Raw genomic sequence first — 14136 nt, 5'->3', positions numbered from 1 at the left:
CTTCTCCTCGTTCGGGCCCATAGCTCAGGCGGTTAGAGCGCTTCGCTGATAACGAAGAGGTCCCAGGTTCAAGTCCTGGTGGGCCCACGCTGCTCAGGGGCGGTTCCCAATCAAGGGAAACCGCCCCTGAGTGTCTATCTGGGTGGCTATGCCGCTGAATCGTCTTGAAGATCTCATCCATGGCTTTCGCGCCTTCCTGAATGATCGGCCGTAGCTGATGGCGATAGACCAACTCAGTCACTGCCGTCCCGTTGTGGCCCATGAGTTGAGAGATCTGCTCGATCGGCATCCAGCTGTCGGAGAGCAATGACGCGAAGCTGTGACGAAGCTCTCTCGGCGTCCACTCGTTCGGGTTGAGCCCGGCTTTGGCGCACACCTTCCTGAACCCGCGCCGGACGTTCGCCGCATCCAGCTCCGTGCCGACGTCCGACGCGAACACCAAGTCGTTCTCCTGCCAACGATCGCCCGCAACCCGTCGCGCGAAGTCTTGTTTCGCCCGCTGGGCTCGTAGCGCTTCGACGCACCGCTGAGGCAGCGCAAGCGAGCGGCGTGACTTCCTGGTCTTCGTGTCGCCGCCCACCCGCACGGAACGCCAAACCATGATGTGCGGCGGAATCGGTGGTGTCGCATCCGGCAAACCGACAAGGTCAGTGCGGTCCCACTTGAGCGGGCGTAGCTCTTCGGTCCGCGCGCCGATCAGCAGCGACAGCGTGATGTAGGCGCGTAGCTGAGTCCGCTCCGCGGCTTTGAGAAGCGCCTCAGCCTGCTCGAACGTGAGCGACTTCGACGGCCTGCCCGCCAGACCCTCAGGGATCTCGCAGAGCAGGACGACGTTCCGCCTCACCTTGTCCCCGCTTCTGGGCTCGCGCCACTGCCCGCCGAAGGATCGAGTGCAGATCCCGAAGCGTCCGCGTCGAGAGGATCTTCGCCTTCGCCGCGAGCCACTTGTCGACGTCGTCCGCGCTCAGCTCACCGAGCTTCCGCGCTCCGAGATCGGGGATTACGTGCCTCTCCGCGAGGATCGTCAGCTTCTCGACCGTCGAGGCAAGTATCAAAGTCCGGCATTGGGCTGCGGGGTAGGGGTACTCAACCGCGACCATGGAGCGAGGGGCACCCAGTCGGGTGCCCCTCGCGAGCTAGTTCCTGGAACTTAGCTGTACGGCGTCTGTCCACTCATTCGGCGTGTCGTCTGTCACGGATCGGGAGTGGTGTTGATTCCTCCGCTGTTCGCATCCGTCAGGGGCGGGCAGTAGACCCGTGCGAGTCTAGGGGCGTGGTTCCAGGCACTGCTGCGAATGACGGTAGGTCCACCCGCAAGTGGAGTGCAGTACACGATGGCCTGATACTTTCCGGTGCCTCCCGTGCAACTGGCCTCCCAGCCGTTTCCTACCTGGTAGTCGGCGCAGCCAGTCGGCCAGGTCATCGGGGCAGCGTTGTCGCTGCTCGAAATAGGCGCGGCAGCGGCGCTGCCAACGTTGACTAGAATGGCGAATGCCGTCATCGTTCCGGCCACGAGAGTCTTCGAAAGTTGCTTACGCATAATGGGTGAATTCCTTCTCGGACTCGGTTACGGGACAGTGGGCGAGGTGTTAATGCCCGAGGACTGTGTGTAGGAATTGCCCTGACAGTATGCGTAGGATGTGCCCCACGTGTGCCAGCCTCCGAAGTAGAAATTCTCTTTGCCGCTGCTCCTGTCCTTGCAGATGGCGATGGCCTGGAAGGCTCCGCCGTTGGTGCTTTGGCACGTTGCACCGGTCATGTAGTTATTTATCACCTCGTCGTGGCATCCAGTGGGCCAGCCCATCAGCTGCGCAGCCGGGGCGTTGGGCGTTGTTGTCGCAGTCGCCGGAGCCGTCAGCCCGAGCGTGAACGCGCTCAGGGCGCCGATGGTGAGAAGGAATCTCTTCACTGGGTTTCTCCTCGATACGAATTCCGGAGCCCGTGCGGTCGACGGGCTTACTCGTCCGGGTCGCCGTACCAAAGATGCCGCACATGGACGACTTAAGAAAGTCTTAAGGCTGGCAATTAGTGTGTTTGCGGTGATCAGGACGCTATAGTGAGTTTCCCGGTCCGGGAGGGGCGGGTTCGGCAACTGGGGAGGTGCTGACAGTGCGGGACTTGGTGAGCGAGCGATGCTCGCGGGAAACGTTCGTCGAGTGGTTTTCGCGTTTGTACGAGGCTGCTGGGAGTCCGCCGTTGACGAGTCTGGCTCGGGCGGCAAACGCTGCCCGAAGAGTCGACGAGTCGGGACGTCTGATTCGTGTCTCTAACCAACGTGTAAGCGATTGGCGTCGAGGACGCAATATCCCTGCGAAATTCGTAAATTTGGCAGTCGTACTCGAAGTTATGATCAAGAGGGCGCAGCCGTCGCGCGTAGGTGATCCGTTCTATGACCTAAAGAGCTGGCGTGCGTTGTGGCAGCGAGCCGTGAGAACTCCCGTCCGGGCCGGACTCTAGGGCAACCAGGGTCGCTCCGGAAGCGTTCGCTTCGGCTGGTCTTGTCGATCTCATCGTGACGAGTGACGAACTGGGCGACAATATGGGTGCTAATCCGCGTATCTCGGCGGACGTCTGCGGACGACCGGCGCGCAGGTGGGGTGCGGCTTCCAAGGTCAACAGAGGGTGATCTTGGCCTGATAACGAAGAGGTCCCAGGTTCAAGTCCTGGTGGGCCCACTCCGAAAGCCGGTTCGCGATCATCGCGAGTCGGCTTTTTTGCTGCGGGTTTCCGGCAGGCTCGCTGGTTCCACGTGGAACGTCGGGCACCAGGCGTCCGGAGAACCGCGTGCAGTAGCATCGGTGGGTAAGCGGAGCAACTCGGCGGAAAGAGGGGGCTTCTGATGAAGAAGCTGTTGGCACTCGCGGTCATCGCGGGCGGCGTGCTGTTCGTGATCAAGCGCAACAAGGCAGCCAAGGCCGAGGCCGACCTCTGGCGTGAGGCCACCGCGCCCACCGAGCGTCCGCTGGGCACCGCTTCCACGAACGGAAGCGCTCCGGCCAAGGCCGCGGACGCGTCCCGCAACAACTGATTTCGGCGCAGGCGGTTATCATGATCGCCTGCGACCCGGGGCTGTAGCTCAATTGGTAGAGCACTGCCTTTGCAAGGCAGGGGTCAGGGGTTCGATTCCCCTCAGCTCCACTCCGGTCCACGAAGCCACCCGCACCGCGGGTGGCTTTTCGTTTCCGGGCCGTAGCTCCCTGTAAGAATGCGCGCATGGGTGTGCTCTTCGACTACTTCGCCGCGTCGGACAACGAAACCGCGGCCACCACGATCGACCTCGTCGGCGGCCCGGCCGAGGCTTCCTTCCCGACCGTCGCGCTCAAAGGTGTGGATCCGTTCGTGCAGATGGGCACGCTGGAGTCCCTCCTCACCGGCGTCGGCTACGAGACCATCATCGAACGCGATCTCGGCCCCATCGCCATGGCCGACGGTGGCGCGCTTCTGGTCGTCGCGCTGACCGACGAGCTGACCGCCGCGTTGTCCGACGCCGATGAGGCGCGCCTGCGCGAGGTCGCCGAGCCCTGGTCCCGAACCGACGAGTTCGGTGGCCAGGCCGACCCCGCCGAGCTGGCCGATCTGCTGACCGGCCTCGCGGAACTCGCCCGCACCGCCACGACCAGGGGCGATCGCCTCTACTGCCGGGTCTGCGTCTGAGCGGTGACGTTCGTCACCGTACGCGGATGACAAAGTCTCGCGCCCAGCCAAGTCAACGCTGCTTACATGGGGTGGAATCCGGACAGCGAGGTGAACATGGTCAGTTTCGAAACCGACCTCGACGATCTCAGGTTGTCGAGCAAGGAACTGCAGAAGGCCGCCGACATAGTCAGTACCGCCCATACCGGTGTGACCGGGCAGGACGTGCCGGCACCCGACCCCGTCACGGGTGGCCTTCTCCCCGGCTTTTTCGCGCCGGACACCGCGTTCGGGAAATCCCTGGGCATGCGTGAGGTTTCGGCGGCGTACGAGGAACACCGCCAGGCCGTCGAAAAGATGCTCGCGCGGTTGCACGGCAGTACGCAGGACGCCTCCCGGGCACTGGCGAAGGTCGCCGAACTGTACGAATCCGTCGATGAGGACAACAAGCAGCGAATGAACCGCGCGGCGTACGGGGAACAGGGGTAGCGGCGTGGACGGATACTTCAACGCACTGGACGCGGAGACCACCGCCGAAGGTGACGACAAGAACGCCGAGCTTCTCGAGGGAATCACCCACGACCTCAAAGCGGGCGCCGAAAAGGCCTTCGCGGCGGTGGACCTCCTTTTCTTTGACTGGACGTTCGGCAGCGACGTGGACATGAGCGGCGGCCGAAAGGAACAGGTCCGCGACTTCTTCCTCGAGTTCTCCGAGGCGGAGCTCGTCGGCGAGAACAGCCTGCAGACGATGATCGAGGCGTACGAAAGTTTCTGGAACGCCTTCCAGGACACGAAAGCGCCGCTCGACCGGTCTCTGGTCCTGCTGCTCAAGTGGCGCGGTGAAGGCGCCGAGACCGCCAAGAGCTACATCCAGGGTCTCGTGAACACCTATGCCCGCGTGGGCACCAAACTCACCGTGCTGGAAGCCGACATCGTGGCCGCGCGGGACGCCATCGCCACCGCGCGGGCCGACCTGAGCGCACTCGCCGCGTCCTTCATGACCGCTGCGGAAAAGTACCGGGACGACCAGGAACGGCAGGACGAATCGGCCTTGCAGAAGGCGCTGGCCGCGACCTTCGCCGCCGCTGTCACCGCTCTGCTCGTGGCGGCCGTGCCACCGGCCGGTGGTCTCACCGCGGCGGCGTTCTTCACCACCGCGAACGGGGTGCAGGTAGCCGGCGCGGCGGCCGGGGCCGGGCTCGCCACGGCGGCCACCGTGCAGGCCGACATCGTCGGGGACAGCCCCGAAATGATCTACAACAGCTTCCACGACGGTGTGGTCAACATCAGGGAAAGCATGTTCCGCGCGGCGGAGTCGCTGGTCTCGAAGATCAACACCGAGATCAACAACCTGCCGATCATTCCCGAGCCGCCGGACGTCAGCCCCGGCGAGACCTTCGACCCCGGCAACTTCGAAACGGAGAACACCGACAAGGGAACGGAAAAGCGGGTCCGGGACCAGAACGTCGACATCTCGAACGACGGCAAGATCCAGGAACCGCCGCGGGAACTGTCCCCACTCGAATAGCGGACGGGTGGGGTCTCCGGCTCGGGAGACCCCACCGCTCAAGGAGCAAGCGTGGCCGAAAAACCGGCGCCCAAGAAACCGGCCAACGACCGGCAAGCGATGCTCGAGGCACTGGCCGCCCTGTCGGTGGACGCGTCCTCACCGGACGGTGCCGTTTCCGTTTCGGTCAACACCGACGGCGTGATGACCCGGCTCAGGGTGACCGAAGCCGTGTCGCGGATGTCGCCCGCCGAGATCGCGGACGCCGTCATGCGGACGTATCAAGAAGCGCAGCAAGAATCCGCGAAGCGCAGCGCGAAGCTGATGGCGCCCATCGGCAACGCCGGATACATCACGGACAGGCTCCGCTGGCGGGTCGGGTTCACCCCTTCGTTCCAGCAGACCGGGGAAACCGTCACGCCGGGTTCCCCGGTCTCGCGCCGGACCCCGGCGGTCACCGAGAACGTGGTGCTCAAGGACCGTTCGGAAGAACCGACCGCGTCCGCACAGGACGAACCGGCGGAATCCGACGACCAGTACTACGAGCAAGGCCTGCGGTACCGGCCTTCCTGGTGACCCGGTGTTCTACCGGCCGTGAATTCCCTGACGTGCCAGCCAGGCGAACGTCCATCGGTAGAAACCCTGTGCGGCCAGGCCGGTGTTGAGGGAATGACCACTGCCGCGCACGACGTGGTCGGCGTCTTGGCTCGTGCAGGCACTTGTTCCGCAGATCAGGGTGTCGTGCTCGCCCAGCACGTACGCCGTCGGTGTCTTCGCGGATCGGGTGCGCATCGAGCCGGGGCCGACAGCGCGGAGCTCGGCGGAGGCGAGCGTGTCCTTCAGCGCCTCTTCCACCGGGATGATCGCCGGGTCGTAGGCCCCTTCGTGGTGGAAGGTTTCGGCGCGTGTGCCGGGCCGGGTCGTGAGGTAGCCGGGAGCCCAAGGCTTTCCGGCGAACTTCGGGTCCTGTTCCGCCGGGTAGAACGGTGAAGCCGAGGATGCGGATCGCTCGCCGGGCCGATCGCGGGGGATCCCGCTGACGATCACGGCGTCGATCCCGCCCCGCGCCGCCGCCCGCTCGGCGACGAGGCCGCCCATCGAGTGTCCGTTGAGGACGATGGTCCGGAAGCGAGGTCCTGCCGCGCCCCGCCGTAACCGCTGGACGACCTGATGAACGGCCTCTCCGCCGGCGGCGAAGTCCAGGGTCTCCGGATTCGGGCGGCTGCTGCGGCCGTACCCGAGCCTGTCGATGTTGAGCGTCGCGAAGCCCACTCGCGTCGCACTGTCCACATAGGAGTATCGACGCGGCTGGTACGGCCAGTCCCAGTAGGAGCGGTCGTAGGTCCCGCCGTGCAGCAGGACCTGGACCGGAGTGCGTGAGGTGAGTTTCCCGCGGACACAGAGGTCGCCCGCGATCGTGTGGTCTTCGGTGCCGACCCGGACCTGGAAGCGGTGTTCCTGGCACCTGGCCGTCGATGGTCGTTCGGTGGCGACCGCTGTCGTCGTCCCGAAAAGAGTGAGCAGCGCGGCGAGAACGGCCGCTCTTGCGGTGAAGGTCATGGCTCCAGCGTCGGAGCCGCGGCCGGGTCGCGTCGTCCGTCGAGTGTGGAGATCGCGGGCTACGCCTGATGTTCAGCGCGGACGAGGCCGGTCTGGTACGCGAACACCACGAGCTGCGCCCGGTCGCGGGCATGGACCTTGGTCATCGCCCGGCTGACGTGGGTCCGTACGGTCGCCGCGCTGATGACGAACTCGGCGGCGATCTCCTCGTTCGACATTCCTTGCGCGACGCGAAGGACCACCTCGTGCTCCCGTTCGGTGAACGCGGAGCCGCCGAGACGGGGCATCGGCCTCGACGGACGCGCGGTGAATTCCGCGATCAGCCGCTTGGTCACACTCGGGGAAAGGAGCGCGTCTCCCGCCGCCACGACGCGGACCGCTTGGACCAGGTCGACGGGCCTGGTGTGTTTGAGCAGGAAACCGCTCGCTCCGGCGCGTAGCGCGTCGAAGACGTATTCGTCGAGGTCGAACGTCGTCAGCATGAGGACACGGACGCCGGAAAGCCGTTCGTCCGCCATGATCCGGCGGGTGGCTTCCAGGCCGTCCATCCCCGGCATCCGGATATCCATCAGCACCACGTCGGGCACGGTTTCCGCGACGACGGCCACCGCCGTCTCGCCGTCGTCCGCTTCACCCACCACGGTGATTCCGGCTTCCACCCGGAGCAACGCCGCGAACCCGGACCGCACCAAAAGCTGGTCGTCGGCGAGCACCACCCTGATCACGGCCATCGCGCGCTCACCCGGAACCTCCCGTCCTCACGGCCTGCGGTCAGTGTGCCGCCGGTCGCCCTGGCACGTTCACCCATTCCCCTGATGCCGGCACCGGGGACGTCCGGCCCTGGCGTGCGGACGTCGTTGACCACGTCGAGCCGCAGGCCGCTCCGGTCGGCTCGCACCGTCACCTCGGCGGCCGACGTGCCGTGTTTCGCGGCGTTCGTGAGCGATTCCTGGACGATCCGGTACACCGCGCCGCCGACCGGCTGCCCGATCCTGGGAGCGTCGAGGTCCAGCGTGACCGCCAGGCCCGCCTGGTTCGCCGAAGCGACCAACGCGGGAATGTCCGCTACCCCCGGTGCCGGCCGGAGCGGGGTGGAGTCGTCACGCAGCAGCCGCACCATCGCGTTCAGTTCGTCCAGGATCGTGCCGCTGACCGTGCGGACGACTTCGAGCGCTTCCTTCGCCACTTCCGGGTGATCGTCGAGCACGTGCGCGGCCATGCCCGATTGGACGTTGATGACCGCCATCGCGTGGCCGACGCTGTCGTGCAGATCCCGCGCGATGGCCAGCCGCTCGCCGAGAACGCGATCGCGTTCCGCCCGCTCGGCGGCCGCGGTCCGCTCACGACGTCCTCGAAGCGCGTCGGCCGCGAAGACCGCTACGCCTGCCCAGCCGACGAAGACCAGATCGATGACGCCCGCCCCACCGGTGGCCACGTTCGCGCCGACGACAACCGCCGCCATACCGCCCGCGAAGGCGTACGCGAGCCGTCGCGGGCGAAGGGTTCCGAGCGCGAACAGCGGCACGAGACCGGCGAACAACACCGGACCGTCGGGATAGCCGAACCCCAGGTAGAGCAGGAGCGCAAACGCTTCCGTGCCCGCCGCCGCCGCCGGCAGCCGCCAGGCGACGACGAGTGCGAGACAAGCGAGCGCGACGACGGCGAACCCGAACGCGTCGACCGGGCGTTCTCCGTGATCCGGCTCGAGGTTCGCGGTGCCGACGACGAGTAACGCGCTCACCGCGAGCCAAGCGACGACGACTCCGCTTCTGAACAGCCACTTCACCGGCCCAGTCTGCCGAAATCGGGCCAGGGGCACGTCCGCGTTCCGTGGATCCCGCCTACGTCAGATGTGCAGCAACCGTTCGTCGAGCCTTGCCAGATGGTCGCGGCCGTACTCGCCGTTCTCCAGGTCACGCCACAGCACCGGCGGCAGATCCCGCGCCACTTCGGGCGAACACGACGCGGCGGCCAGCGCGATCGTCGCGACGGTGTCGACGTCGCCGGTGAACGCGACCGAGCGCTGGAGCATTTCGCTCAGGCTCCGGCCTGTCGCGAGCACGGTCAGCGCGGCACGGACGCTCATCCAGCCCTGCGGCCCGACCTTGCCCGACCACGGTCGCGCCCAGCCGCCGTGCCCGACGTCTTCCGGAAGGATCCCGTCGATCCACCTCGCGACCTCGGAAAGCGGACCCACCCGATGGTGGCAGTAGTGCACGGCCAGCGCGGCGGCCTGCGCCGCGGCGATCCCGGCCGGGGTGTCGTGGGTGATCCTGGCCTGCAGTTTCGCGTGGTAGAGGACGTCGTCGACGGTCGGCAGGAGCCCGATCGGCCCGGCACGCATGGCCGCACCGCTCTTGTCGCTTTGCGGCCGGAGCCGTCGCAGCAGCTCTTCGCCGTCCTGGACCTCGCTGAGTAGCTGATGGAAACGCGGCGCGTAGCCGTCGTGCGGATCGCGGTGATACGCCCGCACGAACTGCTCGGCGAGCAGCAGCGGCGTCCATCGCTGTCCCGACACGAGCACTTCGGCGATCGCGATCGTCATCTGCGTGTCGTCGGTGTAGCGGCCCGCGGGGACCCCGAGTTGGCCGGGATGCGGCACGTAACCGGCCAGCGTGTTGTGCTCGGCCACGAAGCTCGGGTACGCGTGCTCGAAGGAGCCTCCGTACGCGTCGCCGATGGCCAGTTCGACCAGCATCCGGTAATCGTGCCAGGCTGCGGGCTGCGGCCTGATACCCATACCGTGGAGTCATGGCGACCGACAAGCTGCGCGCGTGGTGGGCACATCGGCAAGGTCTCGACGGCTCGCTGCGCGGGGCGTCGTCGGCCGAGGTGCTGGAGCGGACCGGCTGGATGCGTTCGGTCGGCGGTTCGGCGCCCTATCTCGGGCTGTTCGCCAGGGCCCGTCTCGATCGTGAGACGGTCGACGCGGACGTCGCCCGGCTCGCCATCCACGAACTGCCGTCGGCGCGGGGCTGCGCCTACGTCCTGCCGTCGGTGGATTTCGAACTCGGGCTGACCGTCGGCGCCGGGGCGCCCGCCGGTGAGCTCGCGGCCGCGGAGAAGTACCTCGGCGTCACGCAGGCCGAGATCGAGCAGTTGTGCGTCACCGTCGCCGATCTGCTCGACGTGTCCGCCGAACCGCTCGCCCCGGCCGCGATCAAGGAAGCGGCCGGATCGGCGGTGCGCAACCTCGGGGAAGCCGGCCGCAAACGCGGCACCACCACGACCTTGCCACTCGCGCTCGGCATGCTCCAGGCCCGCGGCGACATCCGACGGGTGCCCGTCAACGGACGGCTGGACCAGCAGCGCTACGGCTACGTCCGCTGGACGCCGTCCCCGCGCGGCGGACTGTCCGATATGGACACAGCGCGGACCGAACTCGCCCGGCGGTACTTCTCGTGGGCGGCCCCGGCGTCACTCAAGCATTTCCGCTGGTTCTCCGGTTTCACCGCGGCCAGTGCGAAGAAGATCGCGGAACAGCTCGAACTCGTGTCGCTCGACGGCACCGACCTCTTGATACCCAAGGAGATCGCGGACGAGTTCGCCGCGTTCACCGTGCCATCCGAGCCGTCGTACGCGCTGCTCGCCGGCATCGACGGCATTCATCTGCTGCACCGTGAGATGTCGCGGCTGCTCGACGACGCCGACGCCGGACGTCCGGTGCCCGGTGGTCGCGCGGGGGAGACGCTGGGCGGACAGGCGGATCCGCCCAGTCACGTCATCGTCGACCGAGGTCGTATCGCCGGTTTGTGGGAGTTCGACACCGAGACGAACAAGATCGTCCACCGGTTCTTCGGCGACGAGGACGCCGCGCTGCGCCAGACGATCGCGGAGACCGAAGAGTTCGTCCGTGACCGACTGGGCGACGCCCGGAGCTTCAGCTTGGATTCGCCGAAGAGCCGGGCGTCGCGAGTGGCCGGTCTCAGGAACTGAGCGGGGTCAGGCTCCCGCCTCGGCGATCAGGATGTCGACGGCCTTGTCGTTGCGGGCCGTCTGCTCCGGGATCACCGAAGCGGGCGGGTAGAAGCCGTCGATCCCGCCGTCCTTCGGGTACATCTCGAAGGTGTAGCTGAGGATCTTGTGCTTGCCCCACGCCCAGTCGTTGACGTCGCCGTCGGTGACGTACAGATCGCTGGACTGCTCCGGCGTGTAACCGTTGGTGGCGGCCATCTTCTTGCCGACATCGGCGAAGCGCTTCGCTTCTTCCTCGGTCAGGCCCGTGTCGGTGTCGGCCTTGGTGTAGCCGTACGGCCAGAGCACCAGCTCCGAGAAGGTGTGGAAGTCGATGTGCGTCTTGATCTGCTGCGCGCCACCGACCACGCGGGAGTTCATGAACTCCGCGACGGCCTTGGTCTCCGGCTCGGAGAACGCCGACGGACCGTGGTAGTCCTCGGCGGACGGGCTGTTGCTCGACCCGCCGCAGCAGTTCCACTTGTAGTCCCAGTTGCGGTTCGGGTCGGTGCCGACCGCGCTGCTGCCCGGCACGGGTTTGCGCGTCTTGCGCCAGCCCTGGTACTCGCCGCCGGTGATGTCGTATTCGGAGCCGTCCGGGTTGACGTTCGGGATCACGTAGATCTCGTGCTCGTCCACCATCTTCTTGATGGCGGGGTCGGACGCGTAGCCGCTGGTGAACCGCTGCACGATCCGTAGGCACATCTCGGTGGTGAGGTGTTCGCGCGCGTGCTGGTTGCAGGTGAACAGCACTTCGGGCTCGTTCTCGTCCGTGCCCGCGTTGTCGCTGATCTTCAGCAGGTTCAGCTCGCGGCCCTCGTAGGACTTGCCGACGCTGGACAGCGTTGCGATGTCTCCGTGGTCCTTCGCGGCCTTCTGCAGCTCCGCGGTCGTTTCGGCGTAGGTGTGGTACGCCTCGTCGCCCGGCGGGAAGTCGCCCGCGACGGCCGCGGTGCCCGCCCGGCCGCTCCGTTGTTTCAGCATGCTGTCGAAGTCGCCGAGCGGCTTCAGGCCGAAGCCGTTCGCGCGCAGGCTCGCGGCCTGGCCGGGCGTGGCGACGACGGTCAGCGCGCCGCCGCGCGAGCCCGCGACGTCGACACCGGTGCGGGCGACCTCGGTGCGTTTGCCGGGGGTGGACGCGCCCTCCACCGAGTACAGCCCTCTCGCCGGGTCGCCGGTCTGGGCGCTCGCGACGGGCGTCGTGACGGCCAGCAGGGCGAGCCCTGTGGCGGCCAAGGCGCCCCCGATGCGACGGCGTGTGGACATTTCGCCTCCGAACGATCTGGGGACAAGGTGGCGTTCACCGTCGCCGAAGTGAATCATTCACGACAACCCGACGATCGTCGTTCCCAGTTACCGTTTACGGCCAGAGACGTTCTTTATGCCAGGTCCCGTTCTCGCTGCGGTAGCGCAGCCGCCGGTGACGCCGGTCGTGGCTCGCCTGCCAGAACTCCACTTCGGACGGCGTCACCAGATAGCGGGTCCAGGTTTCCGGTGCCACGCCGGGATTCTCCTCGACCCACCGCTCCGCTTCCGCGGCCGCGCGGTCGAGATCGGCCGGATCCTCGAGTACCTGTGACTGCCTGCCGATGAACGCCTCCACCCGGGACGCCGGCGGCCGGGCGGTGAAATCGGCCGCGGACACCCCGGGATCGGCGAGCGAGACCGGACCGCGCAGGCGGACCTGACGGCCTCGCCCCGGCCAGAAGAAGGTCAGCGCGGCGAACGGATTCTTCGCCAGCTGAACACCTTTCGGGCTTTCGGAACTCGTCGCGACCGCCCAGGTGTCCCCGTCGACGTCCTTGAGGATCACGACCCGCGCGTCCGGCACGCCATCGGCGTCCACTGTGGACAGAGTGACGGCGTGGGGCGCCAGGACGTGCTCTCCCGCTTCGTCGAGCCATTCCAGGAAAAGCTCGCGCGGGGTCGCCGGTGTGGCCTCGATGTCGAACTCCGGCAGTTCTTCGGGGAACGACGGCCAGCCGCGCAACGTGCGGTTCATCAGTACCCCGGCGGACGCTGCGGCGGATAACCAGGCGCGGGCGGCGGATAGTGCGGCGGATGCTGGCCAGGCGGCGGACCCTGCGCGGGCGGCGGCCCGACCGGATACTGCGGCGGCGGAGGCTGCTGAGGCTGCCAGCCGGGTGGCGGCTGCTGGCCCGGCGGCGGCATCGGCGGACCCGGCGGCATCGGCGGCTGCTGGCCCTGCGACTGCGCCCACTGCACCTGCTGATAAACCTCGCCGGGCTGCGGGAAACAGAACGTCAGCTTCGCGTTCACCGAACCCTGGACCGCCGCACCCCACAACTTCCCGCCGACGAACGCGTACATCTGCGCCGCCGAAACATCGACGGCCACCATGCGCGTCTCGCCACCGAACTGGTTACCGGACTTCGCCGACGCGGCCTGCGCGGCGTCCGGATACACGCGGTCACCGATCAGCCCGGCGATCACCACCGAAGCGGCCGTCCAGCCGACCGTGCCCATCACGTTCGCGCGCGCGTGCTGCGTCGCCAGCCCGGTGAAGTCGTACAACGCGGGCGCGGTCACCTCCGGGATCGCCGCGGCGACCACGCAGTAGTTCATCGTCGACATCATCACGGATTCGGTGAACAGGCCGACGACAGCCGTGCTCGGACCGATCTGGACGGTGTTCAGCCTGCCCCCGCTGCGCTGGATACGCTCTGCCACCGCACCCAGGTACTGCTCCTTGGTGAGCACCGATGCCTCCCGAAGATTCCTCACGCGGCGCCATCGTCGCACGAACAGGGCGGATGGTCGCACCGGCGCGGCGATCCGATCTGCTTCACTGGACGCCACTATGCGACGTCTTCTGATCTTGCCGCTCGCCGTGCCGCTCCTGGCGGCCTGCGGACCGACGGAACAGCCGCCGACCGCGGCGAGCTCGCCGTCGCCCTCGGCCACCGCGGCGCCCAGCATCCCGCCCGCCCCGGAACCCACCGGCAAAGGCCCCTGCCCGTACCTGGGCACCGAGTTCGTCTCGGACGCCAACGGGCAGAAGGTCTCCAAGGTCAAAACCTCGGCGGATCAGCCGCATCCGACCTGTTTCTTCTACGCGCTCAGCGGGAAACTGCAGCTCACGGTGCGCGTGTACGTCGGAGAACCCGCGGTGGCCAAGGCACTCGTCGATCAGGCGGCACCCATCGACACCTCCAACCCCGCCGACGAACCGGCGGGCTGGAAGGGCGGCTACCAACCGACCGGAGAAGGCGCCGTTTACGCCGTTTCGAAGGCCGGGAACGCGGTAGTCGTGACCACCAACCAGAAGCAGAGCATCAAGGCACGTACGGTGGCGAAGGAGGCTATCGGTGAGCTGCAGCTCTAGGTAGTGGTATCCACACGTCAGAGTGAAGTTGATCTTGTACTACCCTGTGCCGCACGCGCGACGGTTCGCGGGACCAGCGCAACGCCGGATCCGGCGGAGGCCGCCTTGCGGTGTGGCTCGGCGGCACAAAGATCAC

At 67.0% G+C, this 14136-nt stretch carries 15 protein-coding genes, 2 tRNA genes and 1 pseudogene; 9 read left to right on the top strand and 9 right to left on the bottom strand.

Going from position 1 to position 14136, the window contains the following annotated elements; genetic code table 11:
* Positions 1-13: 13 nt before the first annotated feature.
* A tRNA-Ile gene (locus tag ACLJO0_RS01185) sits at positions 14-87 on the top strand.
* Between the two features lie 187 nt (positions 88-274).
* Here ACLJO0_RS01185 and xerC read toward each other — a convergent pair.
* Positions 275-844, bottom strand: a pseudogene (xerC, locus tag ACLJO0_RS01180) (tyrosine recombinase XerC); the annotation flags it as partial.
* 723 nt (positions 845-1567) lie between these two features.
* Positions 1568-1909 carry a hypothetical protein gene (locus tag ACLJO0_RS01175; RefSeq protein ID WP_410576196.1) on the bottom strand — a complete coding sequence of 114 codons (342 nt, stop codon included), beginning with the start codon at positions 1907-1909 and terminating at the stop codon, positions 1568-1570.
* A 930-nt stretch (positions 1910-2839) separates the two neighbouring features.
* Here ACLJO0_RS01175 and ACLJO0_RS01170 point away from each other — a divergent pair.
* The 6 genes from ACLJO0_RS01170 to ACLJO0_RS01145 all read left to right on the top strand — a co-directional run bounded on the left by ACLJO0_RS01170 (position 2840) and on the right by ACLJO0_RS01145 (position 5716).
* Positions 2840-3028 carry a DLW-39 family protein gene (locus ACLJO0_RS01170; RefSeq protein WP_016330468.1) on the top strand — a complete coding sequence of 63 codons (189 nt, stop codon included), beginning with the start codon at positions 2840-2842 and terminating at the stop codon, positions 3026-3028.
* 37 nt (positions 3029-3065) lie between these two features.
* A tRNA-Ala gene (locus ACLJO0_RS01165) sits at positions 3066-3138 on the top strand.
* 75 nt (positions 3139-3213) lie between these two features.
* Positions 3214-3654 carry a hypothetical protein gene (locus ACLJO0_RS01160; RefSeq protein ID WP_410576195.1) on the top strand — a complete coding sequence of 147 codons (441 nt, stop codon included), beginning with the start codon at positions 3214-3216 and terminating at the stop codon, positions 3652-3654.
* A 66-nt stretch (positions 3655-3720) separates the two neighbouring features.
* The gene (locus ACLJO0_RS01155) at positions 3721-4122 is read left to right on the top strand and encodes a hypothetical protein (RefSeq protein WP_410576194.1); all 402 of its coding nucleotides are present in this window, start codon (positions 3721-3723) and stop codon (positions 4120-4122) included.
* A 4-nt stretch (positions 4123-4126) separates the two neighbouring features.
* A complete protein-coding gene (locus ACLJO0_RS01150) occupies positions 4127-5161 on the top strand; it encodes a hypothetical protein (RefSeq protein ID WP_410576193.1) in 1035 nt (344 codons plus the stop codon).
* A gap of 51 nt (positions 5162-5212) precedes the next feature.
* The gene (locus ACLJO0_RS01145) at positions 5213-5716 is read left to right on the top strand and encodes a YbaB/EbfC family nucleoid-associated protein (RefSeq protein ID WP_410576192.1); all 504 of its coding nucleotides are present in this window, start codon (positions 5213-5215) and stop codon (positions 5714-5716) included.
* Positions 5717-5725: 9 nt separating this feature from the next.
* Here ACLJO0_RS01145 and ACLJO0_RS01140 read toward each other — a convergent pair whose 3' ends face one another.
* The 4 genes from ACLJO0_RS01140 to ACLJO0_RS01125 are packed head-to-tail and all read right to left on the bottom strand — an operon-like array spanning position 5726 to position 9398.
* Positions 5726-6700: an alpha/beta hydrolase gene (locus ACLJO0_RS01140; protein WP_410576191.1), complete on the bottom strand. Its 975-nt coding sequence runs from the start codon at positions 6698-6700 to the stop codon at positions 5726-5728.
* A 59-nt stretch (positions 6701-6759) separates the two neighbouring features.
* The gene (locus ACLJO0_RS01135) at positions 6760-7431 is read right to left on the bottom strand and encodes a response regulator (RefSeq protein WP_410576190.1); all 672 of its coding nucleotides are present in this window, start codon (positions 7429-7431) and stop codon (positions 6760-6762) included.
* Positions 7422-8486, bottom strand: coding sequence for a sensor histidine kinase (locus tag ACLJO0_RS01130; RefSeq protein WP_410576189.1), 1065 nt, complete (start codon positions 8484-8486; stop codon positions 7422-7424). The genes ACLJO0_RS01135 and ACLJO0_RS01130 overlap by 10 nt, the downstream gene beginning before the upstream one ends.
* A gap of 60 nt (positions 8487-8546) precedes the next feature.
* Positions 8547-9398: an ADP-ribosylglycohydrolase family protein gene (locus ACLJO0_RS01125; protein WP_410576936.1), complete on the bottom strand. Its 852-nt coding sequence runs from the start codon at positions 9396-9398 to the stop codon at positions 8547-8549.
* 53 nt (positions 9399-9451) lie between these two features.
* Between ACLJO0_RS01125 and ACLJO0_RS01120 the strand changes: the two genes are divergently transcribed.
* Complete coding sequence (locus tag ACLJO0_RS01120) at positions 9452-10636, top strand: DNA glycosylase AlkZ-like family protein (RefSeq protein ID WP_410576188.1); 1185 nt, start codon at positions 9452-9454, stop codon at positions 10634-10636.
* Between the two features lie 6 nt (positions 10637-10642).
* Here the strand turns inward: ACLJO0_RS01120 and ACLJO0_RS01115 are convergent, their stop codons facing one another.
* From ACLJO0_RS01115 to ACLJO0_RS01105, 3 genes are all read right to left on the bottom strand, one after another.
* On the bottom strand, positions 10643-11920 hold the full coding sequence (locus tag ACLJO0_RS01115; protein WP_410576187.1) for a M14 family metallopeptidase: 1278 nt from the start codon (positions 11918-11920) through the stop codon (positions 10643-10645).
* 94 nt (positions 11921-12014) lie between these two features.
* Positions 12015-12656 (bottom strand): pyridoxal 5'-phosphate synthase, encoded by a 642-nt coding sequence (locus ACLJO0_RS01110; RefSeq protein WP_410576186.1) that lies wholly within the window; start codon positions 12654-12656, stop codon positions 12015-12017.
* Complete coding sequence (locus tag ACLJO0_RS01105) at positions 12656-13375, bottom strand: hypothetical protein (protein ID WP_125781814.1); 720 nt, start codon at positions 13373-13375, stop codon at positions 12656-12658. The genes ACLJO0_RS01110 and ACLJO0_RS01105 overlap by 1 nt, the downstream gene beginning before the upstream one ends.
* A gap of 100 nt (positions 13376-13475) precedes the next feature.
* Here ACLJO0_RS01105 and ACLJO0_RS01100 point away from each other — a divergent pair, with 100 nt between their 5' ends.
* Positions 13476-14000, top strand: coding sequence for a DUF2020 domain-containing protein (locus ACLJO0_RS01100; RefSeq protein WP_410576185.1), 525 nt, complete (start codon positions 13476-13478; stop codon positions 13998-14000).
* Positions 14001-14136 lie beyond the last annotated feature (136 nt).

This window comes from Amycolatopsis sp. lyj-108 (assembly GCF_046549005.1).
In the GTDB taxonomy this organism is placed as follows: Bacteria; Actinomycetota; Actinomycetes; order Mycobacteriales; family Pseudonocardiaceae; genus Amycolatopsis.
This window is presented reverse-complemented; position numbering and strand designations above follow the sequence as displayed.

Excerpts from the sequence above, each read along its gene's own strand:
- ACLJO0_RS01140 (WP_410576191.1), bottom strand. The coding sequence starts at position 6,700 with ATGACCTTCACCGCAAGAGCGGCCGTTCTCGCCGCGCTGCTCACTCTT.
- ACLJO0_RS01135 (WP_410576190.1), bottom strand. The coding sequence starts at position 7,431 with ATGGCCGTGATCAGGGTGGTGCTCGCCGACGACCAGCTTTTGGTGCGG.
- ACLJO0_RS01115 (WP_410576187.1), bottom strand. The coding sequence starts at position 11,920 with ATGTCCACACGCCGTCGCATCGGGGGCGCCTTGGCCGCCACAGGGCTC.
- ACLJO0_RS01100 (WP_410576185.1), top strand. The coding sequence starts at position 13,476 with ATGCGACGTCTTCTGATCTTGCCGCTCGCCGTGCCGCTCCTGGCGGCC.
- ACLJO0_RS01110 (WP_410576186.1), bottom strand. The coding sequence starts at position 12,656 with ATGAACCGCACGTTGCGCGGCTGGCCGTCGTTCCCCGAAGAACTGCCG.
- ACLJO0_RS01125 (WP_410576936.1), bottom strand. The coding sequence starts at position 9,398 with ATGCTGGTCGAACTGGCCATCGGCGACGCGTACGGAGGCTCCTTCGAG.
- ACLJO0_RS01160 (WP_410576195.1), top strand. The coding sequence starts at position 3,214 with ATGGGTGTGCTCTTCGACTACTTCGCCGCGTCGGACAACGAAACCGCG.
- ACLJO0_RS01155 (WP_410576194.1), top strand. The coding sequence starts at position 3,721 with ATGGGGTGGAATCCGGACAGCGAGGTGAACATGGTCAGTTTCGAAACC.
- ACLJO0_RS01120 (WP_410576188.1), top strand. The coding sequence starts at position 9,452 with ATGGCGACCGACAAGCTGCGCGCGTGGTGGGCACATCGGCAAGGTCTC.
- ACLJO0_RS01170 (WP_016330468.1), top strand. The coding sequence starts at position 2,840 with ATGAAGAAGCTGTTGGCACTCGCGGTCATCGCGGGCGGCGTGCTGTTC.